The 21,291-nt window shown below is 69.3% G+C and carries 17 protein-coding genes and 1 pseudogene; 5 read left to right on the top strand and 13 right to left on the bottom strand.

Annotated elements, in window-relative coordinates; all coding sequences use genetic code 11:
- Window positions 1–28: 28 nt before the first annotated feature.
- The 4 genes from G4D83_RS38880 to G4D83_RS38865 all read right to left on the bottom strand — a co-directional run bounded on the left by G4D83_RS38880 (window position 29) and on the right by G4D83_RS38865 (window position 3,005).
- Complete coding sequence (locus G4D83_RS38880; RefSeq protein WP_163869978.1) at window positions 29–646, bottom strand: hypothetical protein; 618 nt, start codon at window positions 644–646, stop codon at window positions 29–31.
- Between the two features lie 256 nt (window positions 647–902).
- A complete protein-coding gene (locus G4D83_RS38875) occupies window positions 903–1,112 on the bottom strand; it encodes a hypothetical protein (RefSeq protein ID WP_163869977.1) in 210 nt (69 codons plus the stop codon).
- On the bottom strand, window positions 1,055–1,498 hold the full coding sequence (locus G4D83_RS38870; RefSeq protein WP_163869976.1) for a hypothetical protein: 444 nt from the start codon (window positions 1,496–1,498) through the stop codon (window positions 1,055–1,057). Before G4D83_RS38870 ends, G4D83_RS38875 begins: the two co-directional genes overlap by 58 nt.
- 193 nt (window positions 1,499–1,691) lie before the next feature.
- Window positions 1,692–3,005 (bottom strand): AHH domain-containing protein, encoded by a 1,314-nt coding sequence (locus G4D83_RS38865; RefSeq protein WP_163869975.1) that lies wholly within the window; start codon window positions 3,003–3,005, stop codon window positions 1,692–1,694.
- 195 nt (window positions 3,006–3,200) lie between these two features.
- On the opposite strand from G4D83_RS38865, the pseudogene G4D83_RS46630 reads away from it, so the two are divergent.
- The 3 genes and pseudogenes from G4D83_RS46630 to G4D83_RS38855 all read left to right on the top strand — a co-directional run.
- Window positions 3,201–3,335 (top strand): annotated as a pseudogene (locus G4D83_RS46630) (IS3 family transposase); the annotation flags it as partial.
- A gap of 364 nt (window positions 3,336–3,699) precedes the next feature.
- Complete coding sequence (locus G4D83_RS38860) at window positions 3,700–4,866, top strand: DUF2380 domain-containing protein (RefSeq protein ID WP_338041968.1); 1,167 nt, start codon at window positions 3,700–3,702, stop codon at window positions 4,864–4,866.
- Window positions 4,863–5,333 (top strand): NUDIX hydrolase, encoded by a 471-nt coding sequence (locus G4D83_RS38855; protein ID WP_163869973.1) that lies wholly within the window; start codon window positions 4,863–4,865, stop codon window positions 5,331–5,333. Before G4D83_RS38860 ends, G4D83_RS38855 begins: the two co-directional genes overlap by 4 nt.
- 6 nt (window positions 5,334–5,339) lie before the next feature.
- Here the strand turns inward: G4D83_RS38855 and G4D83_RS38850 are convergent, their stop codons facing one another.
- The 6 genes from G4D83_RS38850 to G4D83_RS38825 form a co-directional block, all read right to left on the bottom strand.
- Entirely contained in the window at window positions 5,340–6,479 is a 1,140-nt protein-coding gene (locus tag G4D83_RS38850) for a methanobactin export MATE transporter MbnM (RefSeq protein WP_163869972.1), read from the bottom strand.
- 30 nt (window positions 6,480–6,509) lie between these two features.
- Window positions 6,510–7,370, bottom strand: a complete 861-nt coding sequence (locus G4D83_RS38845) for an MbnP family copper-binding protein (protein WP_163869971.1) — start codon at window positions 7,368–7,370, stop codon at window positions 6,510–6,512.
- 242 nt (window positions 7,371–7,612) lie between these two features.
- Window positions 7,613–8,599, bottom strand: coding sequence for a hypothetical protein (locus G4D83_RS38840; protein ID WP_163869970.1), 987 nt, complete (start codon window positions 8,597–8,599; stop codon window positions 7,613–7,615).
- Between the two features lie 221 nt (window positions 8,600–8,820).
- Window positions 8,821–10,683 (bottom strand): sensor histidine kinase, encoded by a 1,863-nt coding sequence (locus G4D83_RS46625; protein WP_240357068.1) that lies wholly within the window; start codon window positions 10,681–10,683, stop codon window positions 8,821–8,823.
- Between the two features lie 336 nt (window positions 10,684–11,019).
- Complete coding sequence (locus tag G4D83_RS38830) at window positions 11,020–12,786, bottom strand: hybrid sensor histidine kinase/response regulator (protein WP_176434119.1); 1,767 nt, start codon at window positions 12,784–12,786, stop codon at window positions 11,020–11,022.
- A gap of 209 nt (window positions 12,787–12,995) precedes the next feature.
- Window positions 12,996–15,758: a TonB-dependent receptor domain-containing protein gene (locus G4D83_RS38825; RefSeq protein ID WP_205522831.1), complete on the bottom strand. Its 2,763-nt coding sequence runs from the start codon at window positions 15,756–15,758 to the stop codon at window positions 12,996–12,998.
- Window positions 15,759–16,049: 291 nt separating this feature from the next.
- On the opposite strand from G4D83_RS38825, the gene G4D83_RS38820 reads away from it, so the two are divergent.
- Together G4D83_RS38820 and G4D83_RS38815 are read left to right on the top strand one after the other, a co-directional pair.
- Window positions 16,050–16,220: a hypothetical protein gene (locus tag G4D83_RS38820; RefSeq protein WP_163869968.1), complete on the top strand. Its 171-nt coding sequence runs from the start codon at window positions 16,050–16,052 to the stop codon at window positions 16,218–16,220.
- Entirely contained in the window at window positions 16,217–16,465 is a 249-nt protein-coding gene (locus G4D83_RS38815) for a hypothetical protein (protein WP_163869967.1), read from the top strand. Before G4D83_RS38820 ends, G4D83_RS38815 begins: the two co-directional genes overlap by 4 nt.
- A 54-nt stretch (window positions 16,466–16,519) precedes the next feature.
- Here the strand turns inward: G4D83_RS38815 and G4D83_RS38810 are convergent, their stop codons facing one another.
- The 3 genes from G4D83_RS38810 to G4D83_RS38800 all read right to left on the bottom strand — a co-directional run bounded on the left by G4D83_RS38810 (window position 16,520) and on the right by G4D83_RS38800 (window position 21,234).
- Entirely contained in the window at window positions 16,520–19,711 is a 3,192-nt protein-coding gene (locus G4D83_RS38810) for a protein kinase domain-containing protein (RefSeq protein ID WP_163869966.1), read from the bottom strand.
- On the bottom strand, window positions 19,708–20,604 hold the full coding sequence (locus tag G4D83_RS38805) for a transcriptional regulator (protein ID WP_163869965.1): 897 nt from the start codon (window positions 20,602–20,604) through the stop codon (window positions 19,708–19,710). Before G4D83_RS38805 ends, G4D83_RS38810 begins: the two co-directional genes overlap by 4 nt.
- Window positions 20,605–20,766: 162 nt before the next feature.
- Window positions 20,767–21,234, bottom strand: coding sequence for a helix-turn-helix domain-containing protein (locus G4D83_RS38800; RefSeq protein ID WP_338041967.1), 468 nt, complete (start codon window positions 21,232–21,234; stop codon window positions 20,767–20,769).
- Window positions 21,235–21,291 lie beyond the last annotated feature (57 nt).

The raw sequence follows: 21,291 nt of genomic DNA, 5'->3' as shown, positions 1-21,291 counted from the left end.
GCAGCCTCCTTCCAATCTTCCCAACGACTCACGTCATCGTGCGGATGAGCTCGAGCGTGGACGGCCCGCTCAGCCAGATGAGCCCACCGGGTGACGCACAGCCCTTCTCGATGTCGGAGTTGAGGTACGTCACCGTCCAGATGGCGGTGGCCTCCGCGAAGGCGCCCGACTCCACGGTGCCCGTCAGCGTGAAGACGGTGAGCGGCCCCTGGGCCAGCTCTCTCGACTGACTGAACACCAGCGTGGACGTCTCGCCCGTGTTCCACTGCACCACCTGGCGCACCGTGCGCGGCGTCATCAGGTCCGCGCAGGAGTAGCCCGCGAGCAGGCTCGAATCGAGCGGCAGGCGCGCGGACGTCACCCGCGTCGCGGGGATGGTGACGCAGTTGCTGAGCGTGGTGGCCCCCGCCACCGTCACGTCCTTCGTCAGCTCGCCCAACCCGGGCATGTACGACGCCTGGGTGATGCCGACGGGACAGGTGACGACGACGGGGCCGGGGCTGTCAGAGCGCGGCGCGGCGGCCAAGGCAGCCGGCTCCCGGGGCGCGGGGGCCTCCTCGCCACTCCCCGCCGACACGTCGAATGTCGAGGTGAGGGCGAGTGCGGAAAGAATGACCACCACCGCCGCCAACAGGCTTCTGCGCATTTCCGCTCCCGATAACGCTTCCGTTGCCGAGATAGGAATCCACCGCGCACAAGCCCATCCGCGAAAGACGACAAGAGACAATGAATGACGCTCGCACCTCCCCGCGAGACCGGGGCGATGTGCCGCACCTGCCACGGGAAGTGTCGGACACCAACATCCACGCGCGGCCTGTCGCAACGGACACAGCCCCATGCACGTGAGGCGTCGTGGGGCGAGGGGCTCGCCGCCACGACATCGACTCACGCTCGTAGAGGGCTCAGAGCACCTTCGTCAGGGAGAGCGTCGTGAGGCCCGAAAGGGAGGTGAGCCCTTCGGGGGACGCGCAACCGTCCTCCAGGTCGACGGTGACATAGGAGATGGTCCGGACCGCCGTCGCGTCGACGAACTTTCCGGAGCGGACGGTGCCCGTCAGGACGAAGACGGACAGCGTGCCCTGCACGCCCACGCGAAGCTGGGTGAAGACCATCGTCGAGGTCTCCCCGTGTTCCACGTCACCGTCTGGGTGACGGCCCTGGGCAGCAGGAGGTCTCCACATGAGAAGCCCCGCACCACGCTCGACGTCAGGCTGTTGGTGCCAGACGTCACCGGGTCACCCAGCACCGTCACGCAGTTGCTCAGGGTCGCCTGCCCCGACACCGTGACATCCTGGGGCGTGTTCTTCAGCCCTGGCGAGTAGAAGGCCTGACTCGTTCCCACCGGACAGGTGACGAGGACGGGGCCCAGGTCCAGCGCCGCCTCCGACGTCTCCGCCACGGAGCCTTCATCTGGCGCCGTGAGCACGGGTTCCTCCAAGGCTCCACATCCCAGCATCATCAGGACACACGCGTTCAACAGACCGACCGGACGTCGCATGAAAGCCTCCTGTGAATGAGACCTTCAGCGTAGCCACCAGGGCCGTGGGCCTCTTCCCCATGCGACAGGGCAGGCGTCCACCACGTAATGCTTCGCAACCCCGCAGCGGAAGGCGGCCTTGCCCGCACTCCCACGGAGTCGAGAGCCACGCGGGGACGCCTGCGCCTTGAAGCTCGTGAGGAAGCGTTCCCGCCTACTCCTCGGCATTTCGGGTCACGAGGGTCCTCAACTCCGTTCCCTTCGTGACGAGCTCTCGCGCAACCCTGGCGAGCTCGCGCGTCAACGCGGCCCGACACCCGCCAGCGCCCCGGCATCCTCCCGTCGCGTCGTTCAGCAACTCGAAGACTCGCGCATGGTAGGCCTCGGGGTGGGGCCCTCGATGGCCCTTGATTCGAATCAGGTTCGCCGGGTCCTCCGGGCGCATCCCTGCCTTGATGAAGAGCTCCTGGCAGCGCTGTGCCCACGGGCCGCCATCCGATTCAGAGGCCGTGCCCTTGCCCGCGCAGATGGGGTGCACCGTGCCTTCCGCGTCCCCCGGGATGCCACCCACTGTCCCCATGGGAGCCGCGCCAGGTCCCATCGCGACCGCGGCGACCGCCGTTGGCGCGAGCGTCATTTTCAGCTCTCCTCCGGACGTGAGCGCAATCGACCGGACGTCTCCAGACAGGGCACCCGCGAGCTGAAAGCCCGCTTCCGTCTGGGCGCGTATCGCGGCTTGAGCGAAGCCCGGCATCTTCGGTCCTCGCACCGCCATGGCGTTCCTCCCGCCGAGCACCGACAAGGAGACGACCACCAGGACGCGGGCCCCGTTGTCGCCCAGCACATCACCGAAGCGATGTCCGACGCGCTCCAGTTCCTCGAAGCTCGCCGCGTCCCGGGACTCTTCCACGAGCCGCGAGAAGCCCTGCCCGAGCTTCCAGACGGGCTCCGTCCCTAGATACGCAATCAGCGAGGCCGCCCAGGCCAGCGAGATGGGCTTCGTCATGGGCTCGGGAGCCACCAGCGTCTTCAGTGCCGCCCCGGACATCGTCGTCACCAGGCCCCGCAGGGCCGCGACATTCACCGTGTCGCGGAGGTCCTCCTCGACGTCGTCCCAGGCGCCATCGAACGCGAAGTAGAGCGCGAGCATCCTGCGCTCCATCGGCCCCAGTGTGAGTCCACCGGTCATCATGCCCAGACAGCCCATTGGGTCCTCCTGACGCTGACAGACGCGCTCATGGGCCGACGAGACAGCCCGCCCCAGCGCCCCGTCACCGCCGCTCCCGTGGGACACGCTTGAGGAGCGACGGTCCTCCTGGTCGACCTCCTTGAACACGGCGTCCAGCCGCAGGTCGGGTACGAGCCGCGCGACGGCGCCCTTGAACTCCTCTTCGTCCATCTCGACAGGCTCGGTCTCGATGGGCGTGTATGCGATTGACTTTCCCCCTCCCGTATCCAGACGCACGACACGGGTCGACGCACAGCCGCCCGCCAGCAGCAGCAGCGCAAGAACTCCCAACACTCTCATGGATGGCCCCAGAAGACAGCCGTCAGCGCATCAACGAGCGATGCGCCTCATCTCCGGGGATGACACCCGAAGACTCCGGGGACGGACATCCCCCTCGGGAGGTATTGCGTCGAGGCACGGGCGCCATGGCGTGCCGCCGCGCCGTCAACTCATGCGCCCCTCCGGCGTCGCCGTACAGCGCGGCGGACTGGTAGGCTATTGCACCACACGGACCAGGGGAGCACATACGCCGGTGAGCACTACCCGCACGTTCTGGCGAGGCACGGCATCAGCCGATGCGGCAACGGCTACGACAACGCGGCCATGGAGAGCTGGTTCAGCACGCTCAAGTTGGGGGTGGGCCATGCGCGCCAACGCCTTGCTGGCCATAGTGCTGCTGGCCACGGGATGCGCCTCGGTGACTCATGCGCCCGGGCGCGACGGAACGCTGAACCACGCGCCGCGTGCAGCCTCGTCCCCCGCTTGGGAAGGGGAGCCGAGCGACGAACGCCCGCACGCCATCGCGGGACCCGAAGCAGGACAACGGTTGTGGCGGCATCGGGGGCCACGAAGCGACGCAACGCGGGCTGGGCCTGGCACTGTGGCTGGAGCCATCGGAGGCGGAGCGCGGAGCGCCACGCTGACTCGACAAGCAATCCTCGAGTCCATTGACGAGATGAAGGGCTCGCTGGAGAGGGTCGAGTCCGCGTTGTCCATGATTGCGACGCGTCGGCCCGGCTTTGATGGCCGGGCCATCAACGGCGAGGTGTTCATGCGCTTTCTCCGCCTTGGCTCCAAACAGGTGACGTGGATTCGCGGTGCGCTCGGAAGCGCGACGGTGATGGCTGGGGCCGCGTCGGAAGTGGAGAACCCGGAGATGGAGCTGGGCGTCCTGCGCATGACGGGGCCACGGCTCCAGGCCGCGATGTTCGGCACACTGCTGCTCTCCACCTGGGTTGATTTCCTCCAGCTCACCGATGCCTTGCTCCGGGAGTGCTTCATCTGCAGCTTCGAGAAGCAGTTCGTGGACCTCAACCGTGTCCGGGGTCTGGTGGAGCCCCCGTTGGCGGACCTCGCTTCCCAGGACCCGGACCGTGTCGAGGCCGCGGCACTCGCGATGCCCGAGCTGATGGGGACATTGACCCGGGAGTTCAACGCGATTCATTCGGATGGACAGTCGGCCATGGAGGACGGCGGCAAGGTTCTGGTGGCCGTGCAGGTGTTGGAGATGGTCACCCTGATTTCCTCGCTGAAGATGTCGCTGCCCCGGCTTCCCCCGGCCGCACCCGCGACGCTCGGCGTGGGCCTCGCGATGAGTTCAGGGGGTGTCATGGCGGGCTCACGCATCGTTGTCTCCGCCGAGTGGGTGGAGCTGATGCGAAGGCTCGTACAGGCGGGCGTCATCTCCCTCCCCGCCGTCAGCACGGCCGTCCGCATCCACGGGGGTCAGGTGATGATGGCTCAGGCCCATCAAGACCTGCCCGAGGGCGTGCGCGAGGCGCTGGGGGACAGTCCGGAGGTGCGGGGCATGCGGGTGACGGGCAAGGCAGGAGCGGGCATGTCCGACGCTCCGAAGCACCACGTCCTCCCGAAGGAGCACCGGGAGTGGTTCGAGCAGCGCGGCTTCAAGGGCGACATGGACATCGACCAGTTCTGCGTCCGGCTGGAGCAGGCCCACCACGAGGCCATTCACGGCGGAGGAAACTGGAAGCTGGGGCGCGTGTGGCCCGGTGAGTGGAACCGGATGATCATGAAGACGCTACGCGACGCTGAGTCCAGGGCAGGCCGGATGTTGACGCGGAATCAGGTCCTGGACATCGTCGCGGAGCGTATGCAGTTCTACAAAGTCCCACTCATGTTCACGAAGGGGAGGAGCCGATGACCGACGGACGTTCATGGCGGGAGAACTGGAAGGCCCGCTTGTATGAGCGCGTCCGTGAGCGCGGCTACGACTCACTCACGGCCTTTGCCGAGGCCCGTCCCACCGCATCGTTGGTGGCATTGGCCGAGGAACTGGGTCCGGACGACGTTGCCGGAGTTCAGGTGTACGATGGATTGGTGGCCGAAGCGGTGCGCAGCAAGAAAGTGACCCGCTTGGTTCGCGGACATCTCGTGCGCGAGCTGTGGGGAAGCCTCCCTGAGGGTTGGCCGGCCGTGCTGGATGACGACAACCGCTTCAGGGTCGCCAAGGCGCTCGGGCTCTGGTCCGGCATCGTCCCAGAAACGCATGAAACCCGTGTGCAACTGGCGGGTGATGCCCTTCTCGCCAATCCACCGCCCGCGGGATGGCGTCCCCTCGGACCCGACGACGAGCTTCTACGCAGGCTGCTCCCCGACGACGAAGCCTGACCTCTCTCACTCCCACGGGTTCGAGTACCGCGCGTCGCGCGTGAACTCCACGTCCGTGAGGCTCTTCAGGAACGCGATGAGGTCCGCGCGCTCCGACTCCGTCAGCTCGAACGGCCGCACCAACGGGTCCTTGTTCGGGTTCGCCCGGCCATCTCCCGCGAACGGCCCCTCCGTCACGTTGCGCCCACCGGCCATGTAGTGGTCGAGGACCGCCTCCAGCGTGGCGATGCTGCCGTCGTGCATGTACGGCGCCGTCAGCTCCACGTTGCGCAGCTGCGGCACGCGGAAGCGGCCCTGGTCCTCCACCCGCTGGGTGAACTCGAACAGGCCCGGGTTGTCCAACGGGTACGCGCCCCGCCCATCCAAGTCGTACAGCCCCGTGTTGAAGAACTGCATGTTCGGCAGCACCGAGTCCTTCGAACGGAACGAGTTCGAGAGATGCCTCCCACTGTGACAGTGGTAGCACTCCGCGCGCTCCCCGAAGAACAGCTCCATGCCCCGCCGCGCCTCGGGCGTCAGCGCCTCCCGCTCGCCCCGCAGATAGCGGTCATACGGCGAGCTGCCCGACAACAGCGTGCGCTGGAACGACGCCAGCGCCTTCACCACCGTCTCGCGGTCCACCAGCTCCGCCTTGCCGGGATACGCCTCGCGGAACAGCTCCTGATACTTCACATCGTCCCTCAGCCGCTGGAAGACCTCCTCCAGCCGGGGCGCCACGCCCATCTCCGTGGGGAACTCGTTGAACAGCGGCACCAGCGCCTGGGACTCCAGCGTCTCCAGCAGCGGGTTCGCCCAGGTGTACGTGGCCAGGTACGCCACGTTGGCCAGCCCTGGCGAGTTGCGCGCGACGTGGTCTCCCGTGGAGCCCCGGGGCGTCGGCTTGCCATCCGAGAACGCCCGCGCCTGCTCGTGGCAGCTCACACACGCCATGGTGCCGTTGCCCGACAGCCTCTTGTCGTGGAACAGGTGGCGCCCCAGCTCCACCTTCGCGTCCGACATGGGGTTGTCCGCCGGAACGAAGGGCTCCGGAAAGCCCACCGGCAACTTCCACGCATAGGGCGCGGGAGGCGGCGCGCCTTCCTCGCCGCCACACCCCACCAGCATCAGCGCGCCCAACGCGGCGCCCACCTTCCATGCGTGGAACATCCTGGCACTCCTCATGTCACCCGCCGGAGGTCAGCGGACCCGGAAGAACGTCGTCGGCAGCGCCTTGGGGCTGCCATCCGCGGCCAGGCCGAACTGCGAGAAGAGCACCGGGCACTCCGGGTCGCTCGCGCCCGACATGCACCCCGGCATCATGTCCGTCGTTCCGTTCGGGACGCGATTCACGTCCAGCTCCGAGTACAGCCCCGCCAGGTCCAGGACGACGTGGTTCTCTTCCGGGTCGAAGCCCGCCAGGGTGATGGTCGCCTGGTTGTCCGCCGTGCAGGTGAAGCCGTCCGGCACCGAGCCCCGACACCCCGAGGCCCCCATATGGAAGTAGAAGCTCTCGTTCGCCTGGGAGCGGATGTCCAGGGCCACGAACTTGTAGCCACCCTGCCAGCTCCACCACATCGGCGCCACGTTCAGCGGCGCGCGCTCGGCCTCCGCGTCCAGGTGGTTCAGCTCCGGCGGCAGGCCGACCTTGAACTCCAGGCCCGTGTAGTCGTCGTGCTCCGGCGCCGTGCCCACCACCTCGCGGTGCGTCTCCGAGCTGCCCGTGGTGCACGCCCCGGTGCCATCCTCGAAGTCCAGCAAGGCAATCGCGTCCCGCTGCCACGTCCCATCCTGCGCCAGCGTCAGCGCGTGGCGCTCGCCATTGGCGCGCACCAGGGTGACGTCACGCAGGTACATCTTGAAGTCGAGCAGCTCGATGACGCCGCGCGACGTGCCGATATCCGGGTAGGTGGTCCCACACCGCAGGGCCTCCTGCCGCACCTGGGGGCTGAAACGGACGGTGTAGGTCTTGTCGCTCTTCTTCTCGTCGTCACCGCAGCCCTGCGTGAGCAGGAGGAAGGGCACGAGGGCCCAGGACGCGGGCTTCCAGACGGCGTTCATCGAATCGACCTCCACGGGGGCGGATGCGAGGAGCGCACCGCTACGGACTGCAGGAGTACCAGCCCCGGGAGCAAACGCCGTGTGGCATGTTGTCGCGGCGGGAATGAACCTCCGCCCCCAGGGTGCTTCGGGGCGGGAACGCCTGCGACTTCCGGACATATCGCCGCCGGAGGAGCTCCGGCCAGCCCTTCATGGACCCACGCGGCGGGGGGAGCCGCGGGTCCGAAGTCCGCCTGCTTCCCCTACTGGCAGGCGCCGCAGTCCGCCGCGCAGCTGTTCGCGGTGACACCCGTGCCGCACTTCTCCGAAATCTGGCAGACGCCGTCGCCGCACTGGTAGATGTCCTGGGGACGGATGCGGGTATTGATGGGGCGGTACACCTTCCCGTTGAACGTGCAGCTCTTGTACGACGTCCGCGACGCATCCAGCTGGCAGTAGTCCAGGCAGGAGCCCACGTGCGTAATCGCGGGCGCGCACGCGGAGTCGCCACTCCACGACGACAGGCCGCAGGTGCGCACCGTGCTCTGGTCATAGGCCAGGTAGCTGGTGTCGTTGGCCGCGAAGAGGCCCTCGTTGTTGAAGAGGTTGCCGAAGAAGCACGCCTCCTTCTGGCTGAACAGCTGCATCTCCTCCGTGCTGGAGGGAATCGCCACGTTCGTCGCGCCCTTGCCCAGCACGGAGATGTTCACGTGCACGCCGAACTTGTTCGCGTGCGCCGCCAGACACGCGGACACCACCTGCTGCTCCGCCACCGTCGCCGGCTGCGGCTGCGAGCCCGACGCGCTCCCCGTCCACCCCGGCGCCAGCCCCAACGCGCCGGGCCATGAGTACGTCGTTCCGCCATGAGTGTACGTCAGGGATTGATTTGAAGACAATGCACAGCGGGCGACATACCGCATCAGCATTTCCGCCTCGGCTGGATTGGCGGTGAACCATGTATTGAACACCCCATTCGTGCTCAACCCGTTCGTCGACAAACCGTTCGTCGACAGGCCATTCGTGCTCAACCCGTTCGTCGACAAACCGTTCGTGCTCAGCCCGTTCGTCGACAAGCCATTCATCGACACCAGGCCGTCTTCGTGGGCGCCCAGGGACTCGCTCGGCTCGCCCCCTCCCAGCCCCGCCGGGCCGCATCCGATGGTGATGCTCAGGAGCGCGGGCAACCCCCACGCGGTCAATTCACGAAGGAAGGACGGACGGGACTCGAAACGGCTGAAGCACTGGCGCATGTGACTGTCTCCGCGTTGGGGGTGACCGCGCGGTTTCTCGCGGCCAAGACAACGGGTAGTGCTTCCCGCCCAGGGCGACAGGTGTACTCACGTGCAATTCTTCCGTTGGGGTCGTGCGTCCGACAAGGCTTTCGATAAACGGCTGACGTTTCAGCCGTGTATCGACTCACGGTTGACGCTGATTCACTGTCAGTGACACACCGCGAGACGCCCTTGAAACATCACCGCGGCGCGCGGCGCGCGTCACGCGGGAGCGTCACGGTGAACGTCGTCCCATCCAGCTCGGAGGAACGCACGTCCACGCTGCCACCATGCGCGTGGACAATCTCCCGGACGATGAAGAGCCCGAGTCCCAGCCCCCCCCGCCGTCGGCCCTTCTCGCGCGCGGCGCCGGCCTGACGGAACGGGTCGAACAGGGTGGCCAGTTGCGGCGCGGGGATGGGCGCCCCGGGGTTCGTGACTTCCACCACCTGGCGCGTCTCGTAATCCAGACACCGCAGCAGCACGGGAGCATCCTGGGCGCCGTGCTCCAGCGCGTTACCCACCAGGTTGCTGAGCACCTGGGCCAGCCGGTCCGCGTCCCACAGCCCGTCACAACGGCCGTCCACGTCGAAGGCGATGTAGCGGTCCGGATGGACGGCGGACAGCTCCTCCACCACCTGCTGACACACGGTGGAGAGGTTGGCGGGCGCCACCTGCAAGGGGATGCCCCCGGACAGCCGGGCCCGCGTGAGGTCCAGGATGTCCGATATCATCGTCCCCATCCGCTCCGCGGAGGCTTCGATGCGCTGAGCCATCTGCTGCTGGGTGGAGCTGATGGCGGCGCGGCGGCGCAAGGCCCGGGCGGACAGGGTTATCGCGTTGAGGGGGTTGCGCAAATCGTGGCCGAGAATCCCGATGAAGCGCTCGCGGAACTCCGCCTCCTCCGCCAGCCGCTCCAGCGCGCGCTTGCGCTCGGTGATGTCCATCATCGAGCCAATCATCCGCACCGGCCGGCCCGCCGCGTCACGCGACAGCACGCCCCGGTCCAACACGTGCGCCCAGGTTCCGTCGTTGCGCAGGAAACGGTACTCGGCCTGCCACGCGGCCCGGGTGGACGCCGTGAAGTCGCGCAGGCTGGTGGCCACCGCGTCGCGCTCGTCCGGGTGCAGCCGCTGCGTCCACCAGCCCAGGTCATGGTCCGAGGCGTCGCGTCCATAGCCGAACAGCTCCTCCTGCCCCGCGTCCCACCGCACCCGCCCCGTGGCCAAATCACAATCCCAGAGCACGTCATGCGTGGCGCGCGCGGCCAGCCGGTAGCGCTCCTCCGCCTCCCGCAGCGTGGCCTCCGCCTGCTCGCGCTCCGTGCAGTCCGCCACCACGCCCACCATGCGGTGCGGCCGCTCCCCCTCGTGGAAGCTCTGCCCCACCGCCTCGTACCAATGGGTGGTGCCGTCCAGATGACGGCAGCGGAACTTCAGCGCATAGGCCCCGTCCACGGCCAGCGCCTGCTCGATTCCGCGCGCGACCTTGGGTCGGTCCTCCACCACCACGCAGGACAGGAAGGCCGGCAGCGAGGTGCCCAGCGACGCGGGCGCCTGACCGAAGAACGCCTCCGCGTCCGGGGACCACGTCACCGCGCGCCGCGCCTCCGTCCACTCCCACGCCACCATGCGGGCCTTGGACAGGGCCAGCCGCAGGAGCTCCTCGCGGGCCTGCAAGTCCCTGGCGCCCTCCAGTGCGCCTTCCGCGCGCCGTCGAGCCTCGCGCTCCCGCTCCAAGGTGTCGCGCAGCCCCGCCGCGTCCTCCGGCGACGGCTCCAGAAGCCACAGGGCCAGGCCCTCCGACTCCTTGATGCCCACCACCTGGAAGCACGCCTCCAGCCCGTCCCGGGACAGCCGCAGCGTCGCGGACAGGGGCACGCCGGTGGCCCAGACGCGCACGCACGCCTCCAGCTCCACGCCGCGCATGCCCTGCTGCACCCAGCGAGAGACACAGGAGGGCACGCCCCAGTCATGGACGAAGTGCTCCGCGGCCGCGTTGAGCGACGACCCCTGGAAGTCGAGCACCTCGCCCGCCGGTCCCCGCAGCGCTTCCAAGCGCATGCACGGTGCGGGACTTGCGGCATGGAGCGACCGTGCCAAGGCATTCCCTGGCAACGACGACAGGCTCACCATCGACTTCCCCCCGGCGCCCAGCACCCCGCCAGTCCACGTGCGGAGACTGAGGGGCGGAACGCGCGTTGGCAGAGAGTGCCATGTCCGAGGTGTCGCGAACTTGTCCTCGGGTACAGCGATTCCCGCAGTGCTCACCCGTAAGCACTGTGTGGCGCGCGCCACGTCCCCCGTCCCCACCCGTCTCCGAGAGCAAAGTGCACCCTGGGTGACAACCGCCACTGCCCCACGGGGCAGGAAGGCGTGACTCCCACCCGCCCCCGAGCCTCAGCCCTGGAGCCGGGGCAGGCGCACCGTGAAGGTGGTGCCATCCTCTGGAGAGGACACCACGTCCACGCTGCCGCCATGGCCCCGGACGATGTCCCGGACGATGTAGAGGCCCAGGCCGATGCTGCGGCTGGACTGGCCCTCCTTCAACATGCCCCGCGTCATCGGCTCGAACAGGCGCGACAGGAGCTCGTGGGGGATGGGGTCCCCCCCGTTGTAGATGCTGACGAGCGCGTGGCCCGCTTCTCCGAAGGTGCGCAGCCGCACCGGCGCGTCCGGCGGACTGTAGGCCAGCGCGTTGGAGAGCAGGTTCGTCAGCACCTGGGCGATGCGGTCTGGATCCCACTCCCCTCGCACGTCCGACGCCACGTCCACCTGCACGTGCCGCCCGGGGTGGGCGCCCTGCACCTCGTCCAGCACCTGCGTCACCACGTCCCGCAGGTCCGTCGTCTGGCGGTGCAGGGCGATGCCTCCGCCCAGCCGCGCCTTGGTGAAGTCCAGCAGGTCTCGAATCATCCGCGCCGCGCGCTCGCTGGCCTGACCGATGCGCAGCACCGTGCGCCGCTGCATGTCGGACAGCTCGCCCTTCTTCTCCAGGAGCCCCACCGACATGGAGATGGCCGCCAGCGGGTTGCGCAAGTCGTGCGAGACGATGCCCACCAGTTGCTGCTCGAACTCCGCGCGCCTCCGCAGCTCCTCGTGCACGCGGCGCTCCTCGGTGATGAGGCGCACCTGCTCCAGCGCCTGCGCGCACGCGTGCGCCAGCGCGGAGAAGAACGCCCGGTCCATCTCCGTGAAGAGCCGCGCCCGCGCGAAGGACAGGCCAATGGCCCCCAGCGCACGCCCCTTCACCAACAGCGGCAGGGCGATGGCGGACTCGTGGATGCCGTAAGCGTTCAGGTGCGGGTAGCGCCCCTGCCAGTCCTCCAGCGAGCCCAGCCAGATGGGCCGCTGCTCGCGCACCGCCTCCGTGAGCGGCACCGGGTTGGACAATGGAATCCGGCGCCACTTCGCCAGCACCTGCTCGGGGTAGCCCACCGCGTCCACGATTTCGAGCGCGTCCCCTTCGTCATTCAGGAGATTCACCGCGCCCGCCTTCGCGCCCGCGGCCACCAGGCCCTGCTCGAAGAGCGCGCGGCACACCTCGGCCACCGTGCTGGCCTCCGACAGTCGCGCGGTGAAGTCGCGCAGCCGGTCGATGTGGCCCGCCGCGCGGTGCGCCAGTTCGCGCGCCTCCGACTCCTTCTGTCGCAACAGCTCCGCCTGCGCACGCACCTGGTGCTGCGCGCGGAACAGCTCCACGAAGACATTCACCTTCGAGCGCAGCACTTCCGGCGGAAAGGGCTTCTGCAGGAAGTCCACCGCGCCGGTGGAGTAGCCGGTGACGAGCTCCGAGTCGTCGCGTCCGTACGCGGTGAGGAAGATGATGGGGACGTTGCGCGTGCGCTCGCGCTGCTTGATGAGGGAGGCCGTCTCGAAGCCGTTCATCCCCGTCATCCGCACGTCCAGCAGGATGACGGCGTAGTCCTCGCGCAAGAGGAAGCGCAGCGCCTGCTCTCCCGACGAAGCCTTCGTCAGCCGCACGCCGAGCGGCTCGAGGATGGCCTCCAGCGACACCAGGTTGGCGGGGTTGTCGTCCACCAGCAGCACGCCCGGGGCCTCGACGCCCACGGGGACGGTGTTGTCGGAGGAGACGTCCGGAGAGAGCGTGGCACTGGAGCTCCCCTGCGTCCCCGGAGTTCCCCGCCACCGCAACCATTCCGCCATCGTCGCTATCCCTTCGTGGAAACTGGAGTCTTCACCTGGATGTCGGGCGCGGTCCACCTTCGAAGCCTGGGAGTGTCCATCCGGCCCAGGGGCGGGGCCGGCTCCCATCAACACTCCTTCCCCTGGAATCAAACCGTGCTGGCGGTCGGCGTGTCGGGGTCGCTCACGGGGAGGAGTGGCAAGCGTGCGCTATCCATCACTCCCCGGGTTCAGTATCGCCCCTTCACGCCCAGGATGGGCAGGACGATGGGCAGGCCCACGGCCTCCTTGGACAGCGGTCGCCCGCTCCCTCCGTCGTACTCGAAGCTCACCGTCTCCTGACTGATGGTGACATTGAGCATGTCCAGGTACGCCTCCAGGCTGAAGGTCTCATACACCCACGACTTGGACAGGCGCACGTCGAAGCGGAAGAACGGCGGCAGCCGGTCCACGGAGTCCCGGTCCACCTTCACCCACGAGGGACGGCCGGAGCTGTCGCGGCCCGCGCGGTGTGTCTGCGTGCCCAGCGTCCCGTACTCGGGGCGGCCGGTGTTGAAGTGCAGCACGCCGCCCAGGGTGACGCTGTTGGAGAACTTGTAGCTGAGCACCAGGTTGAGCACGTGCGACTGGTCGAAGGCGAAGGGCAGGTCCGCCTGCGCCTCGCCCAGCACGTTGCCCTCCAGGTCGTACCGGTAGAAGCGCGTGCGCCGGACGCTGCGCTGCAACGTGTACGAGAGCCAGCCGAACCAGTTGTCGCCCAGCGGGTGGCGGATGAGCAGCTCCAGGCCGTACGCGAGGCCCTGGCTGGTGAAGTCGGGGAAGTTGATGTCGTCGCGGTCCGGGATGCCCGGGTCCTGGTCCGGGGTGGGAAACGGGTCCGGGTCATCCACCAGGCCCTCGTCGGAGAAGGGCGTCAGTTCAATCGTCCGCACCAGCGGGTTGACGTAGACGTCCATGCCCAGCTCCAGGCCGGTGAAGGCCTTCCACTCGGCGCCGAGCGAGAACTGCGCTCCCTCCTGGAGTCCCAGAATCAGGCTCCCCACGTCCACCACCGGCAGGCTGATGAGGGACGTGGGCGGCTGGTGGAACAGGCCCGCGGAGCCCTTGAGGACGAGCGAGTCGGTGAGCTGGTGGCGCAGCGTGAGGCGCGGCTCCAGCGCGGTGCGGTCGATGCCCGGGGACAGGTGGTAGTTGTCCACGCGCAGGCCCGGCACCACGGACCACTTGGGCGTGGGCTGCCACACCAGTTCCGCCCACGCGCCCAGGAAGGTGGCCAGCGCCACCGGGGCGAACTCGGCCGTCTCCTCATCCGGGTTCAGCTCGTAGAAGTCGACGATGGCGCGCTTGTGGTCCACGTCGCCGCCCAGGCGCAGCGTGACTTTCGAGTCCAACGGCGCGGTGTAGTTCAGGCGCGCGGCCCAGGTGCCCTGGTCGATGAAGACGGACGTCGCGTCGCTCGGCGGAGTGCTGCTGGTGACGGCGAAGCGGTCCAGTCCCCACGTCACGCCGATTTCGAACTCGCCGCCGGCCAGCGGGTGTCGGTGCCGCAGGTCCACGCGATGGAAGATGATGGACTGCAGCGCGGTGTCGCCGAACTCGTCCTGCGCCTCGGAGCCGAACGTGTCCGACGAGCCGAAGGCGAACAGCCGCAGCTTGCCCTGGCCCACGTCCTGCTCGACGCGGAGCTGGTAGTCCCAGAAGTCGAGGACGACCTGCGGGTTGACGCGGCCCGGCGACGGCGGGTCCTGGAGCTTGTTGGCCGCGAGCGCGATGAGCCACGGCGTATAGGAGTAGCGCCCCGCGAGGCTGACGTTGGTGCCGGTGGAGACGAACGGCGTCTCCAGGAAGAAGCCCGCGTTGATGAGGTCCGCGTACGCACTGCCGTGGACGCGGTCATCTCTCGGCCTGCTGAGCCGGCCTTCAATCGCGCCGCCCAACAAGCGCCCGTAGCGCGGCGGCGGCGAGCCCGGGAAGAAGTCGATGGAGTCGATGAAGTCCGGGTGGATGACGGCCGGACCGAGGAACAGGTGGAAGAGGATGGGGACGCGGATGCCATCCAGGAAGTAGCCGGTGGCGGCGGGCTGGCTGCCTCGCACCACGGGGTACGCCACGCCGGACAACATGCTGCCCACGCCGGGCAACAGCATGATGACGCGGAACGGGTCGCCCATGGTGCCGGGCACCTCGCGCAGCTCCGCGTCGTGCAGCGTGACGCGGCTGACCTCGGTGCGCTCGCGGTCTCCGCGCACCACCGTCTCGTACGGGTTGATGACGAGCGGCTCCAGCCCGTACACCACCTCCAGCGCCTCCTGCTCCCGGAGCGCCTCGCGGAAGAGGCCGGGCTTGTGGCCAGGAGCCGAGATGCGGACGCGGTGTCCTCCCGAGGGCCAGCGCGCCTCGAAGCGGCCGTCGGTGTCCGTCTGCACCGGCGCATCCGGCGCGCTCTCCGACACCAGCGTGGCGCCGACGACGGGACGTCGGTTGCCCTTGGTGCGCACCAGGCCGCGCAGGGTGACGGGGGCCTCGGGGCGCGCGTCCTCGGCGACGACGGGCGCCTCGAAGCGGTACTCGAAGGCGAGGCGCACCGGCACCGGCTTCCCATCCACGGTGGCCGGCGTGAAGCGCAGCGACGGCGCGGCGTGCAGCGCGGCCTCGTTCAACAGCGGGTGGACGCCCTGCACCAGCGTGGCGGACTCCACCTCGCCCGCGTCGTCGACCAGGAGTTCCAGGCGGACGACGCCCGACACGCGCTCCGAGGCGAGCTTGGGCGGATAGGGCGCGGGAGAGTCCTGCGTCAGCGCGGGAGGGATGAAGACGGACTCGACCCCGCCACCATCCGGCGTCGCGACATCCACCGCCCAGCCCGCGTCCGTGCGCGCCAGGCCCACCTCCTCGGCCACTCCCGCGTCCGGGCTCCCCGCATCCGACGGTGCCGGGGCCTGCGCATGGGAGGGGAGCACCGGCACGAGCAGCGCCAGCAGCCACACCGCCATGCACGCGCGCGCGCCGAGTCCTCCGCGTCGCCTTCCCCGAATCGTTTCCGTCACGTCTGTTCCCGAGGGCCCCTGGCTCGCATGAGGCCAGGGACGGAGCGGAGTGACAAGCATCCCTCCGGCGAAGTCGTCACCCGCAGAGCAGAAGCAACCGCGAAACCTTCGGCTCCGTCCCGGGTTGGACGGAGCGCATCCACCGCGTCACACACCCGACACGGGGCTTGTCCCCGAGGGAGGGAGGACATGCGCACGGGGGCTCACCAAGTTCCCCGCACTCCGGAGCCCCGCGTCATGAGTCTTTGTCTGTCCCCGTCCTGGTGCCGGCTGGCGTCCATCGCCACGCCGCCGTCCTCGTCCCTGTCTCTCGCTGCCTGCCTGCTCCCCCTGGCTCCGCCGACGTGCTCGGTGGGGGACGTGGTGACCGCTGGGACGTGGATTGTCGTCGGGGAGGGCGTGGGATGATCGCCCCTCCGACCATCCATGTGGTGCGCGCTCGCCTGCTTCAGTTGCTCTTCGGACTGCTGCTCGTCGTGCTGGCCGCGCTGAGCTTCATCCCCTCCGTGGAGGCGTCCCAGCAGGACACGCTCACGGCTGAACAGACGGTGGGGCCGCGCGATGACGCGGAGCGCCTGAGGGAACCCGCGAGGCCCGGGGCGATGGGCCCCGAGCGCTGCCCTCCCGACACGCTCTGCCTGCCGAGCCGCTGAACACCAGGCCTCTGGACGCACCAGGGCTCGCTCTTGGGAGAGCCTGGCCATCGGTCAACGCACAACTTGTCGACAGTGCCCCAACTCGGCCCGCGCCTCCGCCGTCTCCTGGGCGTAGGCCTTGCTCCACGGAGCCAGCTCCTCCCAGGCACGGTGCGCCTCCGCGCAGGCCTCTTGCGTCGCGCCCGTCAACCGGAGCGCTCGCGCGAGCCGACGACGAACTCTCGGAACTCGCGCGGAGCTCACCTGCCGGGCCGTGAGCACCTCCAGCGCGGTGCGCAGCGGCGCCAGGGCCTCGGCGGGTTGACTTCGCGCGAGCTGGACGTCTCCCAGGAGGAGCAGCGCCTCGATTCGCTCGGACGAGGAGGGGCCCAAATCGCGCTCCATGCTCGCGAGCGCCTGATCCACGTGACGCCGCGCCTCGTCCACCTTCCCGAGGAAGAGTTGGGCATCCGCCAGGGAGCGCAGTCCCGCGCCATCCATCTCGCCCTTGGCGAGCAGCGGCTCCTGGAGCGCGACGCCGCGCGCGTGGAAGCCTCGCGCCTCATCCGGACGCCCCAAGAGGCGCAGCAGCCTGCCCACCTCGTGGACATCGAGGGCCACCTCCGGGTGTGAAGCGCCATAGACACGCTCGCGATGCGCGAGGACGCGTCGGACATGCTCCAGCTCCAGCGGACGCTCGCCCTGCTCTCCCAGGACGCCGAGCCGGTTGGACGCCATCCCCATCAGCACCGGGCTGTCGGCGGCCACGCTCTTGCGCGCCACGGCCCAGCTCCCGTCCGCGGCCTCCCGCGCCTGGGCTCCATGTCCCCACTCGAAGTAGACGAGGGCCAGGTTGGACAAGGTCCGCGCCACCGACAGGTTCTCCTCGCCCAGCGTCTTGCGGAGGATGGTGAGCGCGCGCTGGAGGACGGCCTCGGCCCTCGACAGCTCGCCCAGGAGGGCCAGCGTGCCTCCCAGGTTCGCGAGGGCCCGTCCCGTGTCCCGGTGCGCCGGACCGAAGTGCTCCTCATGCAGCCGCAGCGCCTCCTCCTGCCAGCGCTTCGCCTCCAAGAGGCGCCCCTGTTGCCGCGCGAGCAGGCCCAGCCGGCCGCTCAGCTCCGCGCGCGCGTGCGTCTGTCCGCGCGTGGTGGCGGTCTCCAGCGAGGCACGCAGCAGCGGCTCCGCCTCCGAGAAGCGGCCCTCCTGCTCCAGCAACTCCGCCTGCACGTGGTCCAGCATCGTATCCAGCTCGGCGTCTCGCAGCGTCTCCGCCACGGCCCGTGCTCGCTGGAGGAAGGGCCACGCCTCCGGGGTGCGCCCCAGGCCGTACCCGTGCAGCCAGGCCTGGGACTTCAGCACCCGCGCGAGCACGCCCAGGTGTCGCCCCGCCTCTGCCGCCAGCGAGCCCTGGGCCAGTGATGCGCGCGCGTCCTCGAACGCACCCGCGTCCTCCTGCAACAGCGCGCAGAGCTGATGCGCCTCCGCTTCCAGGGGTCGATGCCGCGTGGCGAGGGCGCGCGCTCGAGCGGGCAGTGCGATGCGCAGCGCCTCCGAGGTGTGGCCCGCGAGCAGCTCCGCGTTGGCCCGGGCCAGCTCGGCGCGTACCGCGTCCACCTCCGCGCGCACCGTCGGGTCTTCTGGTGGAGACACGGCCTCCTGCAACGTGCGCACGTCCGCGCAGCGGCTCACGCCACCGAGCGAGGTCCCCAGCCTGAAGCCCCGCTCCACCGTCCGCGCGTCCGCGCCCTGCAGCGCCACCGTCAGTCGCGACAGTTCTCCCAGCCGCTGGTCCAGGCACGTCATGCGCAGCCCCATCGCTGCTTCCGACTGTTCACCGAAGACGCGCGTCGCCTCGCATGCGGACTGATGCGCGAGCGTCCAGTCCCGCGTCCACCGCTCCAACGTGGAGGCCACGGCCTGGAACGAGGCCTCGGCCAACGGGTCCTCCGTTCTCAGGAAGGCCAGATGCGTGGACTCGCGCACGGACGTGTCCCAGATTCCCGCCAGGTGCCGCTCACTGCCCTGACAGGCCTCGCTCGGTGTCGCCGAGGAAGGGCTGAACACGAGGAACCCCAGACCCACCAGTCCTCCCGCGAGCACCGCCGCCACGGCGCTGCGCTTCCAGGCGCTTGATTCTTGCGAGAGGCGGGAGCGCAGCACCTGCATGGACTCGAAGCGCCGCGACGGGTCCGCGTGGAGTCCTCGTCGGACGACGGCCTTGAGCCACGAGGGCACGCTCCGTTTCTCGGGACGCACCTCCTGGCGCAGCATGGACGCGAGCAACTCCTCGCTCGTGGCGCCCGCGAAGGGCCGCTGTCCGTTGAGCGCCTCGTACAGTGCGACGCAGAAGGCGAACTGGTCCGAACGCGCATCACCGCGCGCTCCTTGAAGCTGCTCTGGCGCCGCATACGCGGGCGTCCCCAGGAACACTCCGGTGACGGTGAGTGGCTCCGTGCCGGGGACGAGTGGCTCTGCTTCTCGTGACGGCTCCAGTGTCGCCGCGCTGGTCGGGCTGACGTCGGTGATGCGCACTTCGCCCCGTGACGGCTCTCCCGTCGCCGCGTTGGCCGGGCCAACGTCGATGATGCGCACCTCCCCCAGTGACGGCTCCAGCACCGCCGCGTTGGCCAGACCGAAGTCGGTGATGCGCACCTGACCGTCGCGCGTCAGCAGGACATTGTCGGGCTTGAAGTCGCGGTGGCTGATGCCCAGCGCATGGGTGGCCGCCAGCCCGTCCGCCGCCTGGATGAAGCGCGCGAGGATTTCCCGGCGCGTGCGCGGCCTCTCCGACAACCACCGCCGCAGCGTGCCTCCCTCCACCAACTCCATCACCAGGAAGAGTTGCCCCTGGAACTCGCCCACGTCATGCAGGTGGGCCACGTGCGGATGCGACAGCCGCGCCATCGTGCGCGCCTCGCGCTCCAGTCGCTGACGCGCTTGAGTGAGCGAGCCCTCCCCGAGCCGCGCGAGGTTCAGCAGCTTGAGCGCCACCTTGCGGTCCAGCTCCGGGTCATACGCCGCATGGACGCGCCCCATGCCTCCTTCACCGAGCAGCCCCAGCACGATGTAGCGCCCCACGCGCGCGCCCGTGACGAGCAGCCCCGCGTCGACCCTCGGTGACGGCGTCTGGAACCCGCCCAGCACCGCGAGCACGCTCCGGCACTCCGAGCAGCCGGAGACATGCTGGCGCACGGCTTCGGTGCCCTCGGAGTCCAGCCCGCCGCTCGCATATCCCGAGAGCGTGTTCTCGTCCGGGCAGCTCACTCGCGCGCCGCCAGCAGTCCCGAGAGGCTCAAATCCAACCGTCCATGGATGGCGCGCATCAGGCTGTCCACTTCCGGCTCGGGCAGTGCCAACCGCTCGGAGAGCGCGCGACGCGTCCGCTTCTCCAACAGCGCCTGCACCGAGGAGAGCCGACGCGACAGGGTGGACTTGTGCAGGCCGAACAGCGCGCCCATCCGCTCCAGCGAGAGTCGCTCCACGAAGTGCAGTCGCAACAACTCCCGGTCCTCATCATCCAGCGAGGCCACCGCGCGGATGAAGGCCGCGCGCACGTGTCCCCGCGCCTCCTCCCGGACGAAGCCCAGCTCCAGCCCTCCCGGCGAAGGGTGCGCGGCGAGCACCTCGGCATCGACCAGGGACTCTTCTCCTTGAGCCTTGCGCATCCTCAACGCCAGCCGCACCGCGGAGACACTCACCCAGTGCAGCAGCGGGCCCACGCCCGCGTAACCCAGCAGCCGCGAGGGCGCGTCCGCGCGAGGCATCAAGAGGTTCGCCCGGAGCACCTGCAGCACCTCGTCCACGAACACCGGCGAGGGATGGATGCGAGACAGCGGAACGCGCAGCGCGAGGAGGACCTCCTGCTCCAGGAGCGTGGTGGCCGCCGGCAGTCCCTCGGCGCAGGCGAGCGCGAGCGCGAAATCCCGCGCATGCAGTCGCTCCAACGCGAGCACCGGGTCCCCCGCCCGCGAGAGCCAGGCCCCCAGGTGTCGAGCGAAGGCACGCGGCTCGGGCGCGGCGGCGGAGAGCGAAGCGGCCTGGGTGAAGGCCCGCTCCACGGCCTCCCTGGCGCCCGGAGCGTCGCGCAGGCGGGCGGAGGACGACTCGCCCGCGGACCGCAACACCCACTCGAAGGACTCGGAGTCAGCCCCATGCATCCCAAAGCGCTCCCGACCTCGAGCCCGCGATTGCCGGGGCCAGGGCCACGCTCATGCATCTACCACGAAGGCCCACGCGCACTGAATGCCGCGAAGACGTCGCGCGAGGTGACGCCCGCCTGCTCGGGCTCGCTTGGGTTCGCTCGGGTTCCGAAAACGCGTTCAGCGCTGGGGGAGGATGGCCGAGGCCACCTGGTTCACCAGCTTGAGCTGGCCGCGCGACATGCGACGCAGCGTGCGCATGAGGCGGCGCATCTCAGGCAGGTGGTCCTTGTCCCGCGAGTCCTCCTCCCACAGCGCGGCCCCCACCGACGCCGCGGTGACGAGCCCCAACCCCACGTCCGCCGACAAGCGCAGCGCCAGGCACAGCCGGAACAGCGTCGGCACGCTGGGCATCATCTTCCCGCGCTCCATCCGCCCATAGACCTCCGCGGCGATGCCGATGCGCTCGGCCACATCCGCCTGCGTCAGCCCCGCGCGCATCCGCGCCGACCGCGCCTCCTCGCCCACACTCACCGCCAGGCGACGCTCCAGTTGTTGACGCGACTGCCGGGCGCGGTCGCTCGGCCGTCCCAGGCGTCCTCGGGGCGACTTGCGGGTGGAGGCGAAACCTTCAGGGTGGGTCTTCACCGCGTCAACCTTATGAGTACGGGCCGAGGCCCCGGCCCACACAGGCACAGGCCGTCC

Source organism: Myxococcus eversor (assembly GCF_010894455.1).
Taxonomy (GTDB): Bacteria; Myxococcota; Myxococcia; order Myxococcales; family Myxococcaceae; genus Myxococcus; species Myxococcus eversor.
This window is presented reverse-complemented; position numbering and strand designations above follow the sequence as displayed.

Excerpts from the sequence above, each read along its gene's own strand:
- G4D83_RS38880 (WP_163869978.1), bottom strand. The coding sequence starts at position 646 with ATGCGCAGAAGCCTGTTGGCGGCGGTGGTGGTCATTCTTTCCGCACTC.
- G4D83_RS38875 (WP_163869977.1), bottom strand. The coding sequence starts at position 1,112 with ATGGTCTTCACCCAGCTTCGCGTGGGCGTGCAGGGCACGCTGTCCGTC.
- G4D83_RS38870 (WP_163869976.1), bottom strand. The coding sequence starts at position 1,498 with ATGCGACGTCCGGTCGGTCTGTTGAACGCGTGTGTCCTGATGATGCTG.
- G4D83_RS38865 (WP_163869975.1), bottom strand. The coding sequence starts at position 3,005 with ATGAGAGTGTTGGGAGTTCTTGCGCTGCTGCTGCTGGCGGGCGGCTGT.
- G4D83_RS38860 (WP_338041968.1), top strand. The coding sequence starts at position 3,700 with ATGATTGCGACGCGTCGGCCCGGCTTTGATGGCCGGGCCATCAACGGC.
- G4D83_RS38855 (WP_163869973.1), top strand. The coding sequence starts at position 4,863 with ATGACCGACGGACGTTCATGGCGGGAGAACTGGAAGGCCCGCTTGTAT.
- G4D83_RS38850 (WP_163869972.1), bottom strand. The coding sequence starts at position 6,479 with ATGTTCCACGCATGGAAGGTGGGCGCCGCGTTGGGCGCGCTGATGCTG.
- G4D83_RS38845 (WP_163869971.1), bottom strand. The coding sequence starts at position 7,370 with ATGAACGCCGTCTGGAAGCCCGCGTCCTGGGCCCTCGTGCCCTTCCTC.
- G4D83_RS38840 (WP_163869970.1), bottom strand. The coding sequence starts at position 8,599 with ATGCGCCAGTGCTTCAGCCGTTTCGAGTCCCGTCCGTCCTTCCTTCGT.
- G4D83_RS46625 (WP_240357068.1), bottom strand. The coding sequence starts at position 10,683 with ATGCGCTTGGAAGCGCTGCGGGGACCGGCGGGCGAGGTGCTCGACTTC.
- G4D83_RS38830 (WP_176434119.1), bottom strand. The coding sequence starts at position 12,786 with ATGGCGGAATGGTTGCGGTGGCGGGGAACTCCGGGGACGCAGGGGAGC.
- G4D83_RS38825 (WP_205522831.1), bottom strand. The coding sequence starts at position 15,758 with ATGGCGGTGTGGCTGCTGGCGCTGCTCGTGCCGGTGCTCCCCTCCCAT.
- G4D83_RS38820 (WP_163869968.1), top strand. The coding sequence starts at position 16,050 with ATGAGTCTTTGTCTGTCCCCGTCCTGGTGCCGGCTGGCGTCCATCGCC.
- G4D83_RS38815 (WP_163869967.1), top strand. The coding sequence starts at position 16,217 with ATGATCGCCCCTCCGACCATCCATGTGGTGCGCGCTCGCCTGCTTCAG.
- G4D83_RS38805 (WP_163869965.1), bottom strand. The coding sequence starts at position 20,604 with ATGCATGGGGCTGACTCCGAGTCCTTCGAGTGGGTGTTGCGGTCCGCG.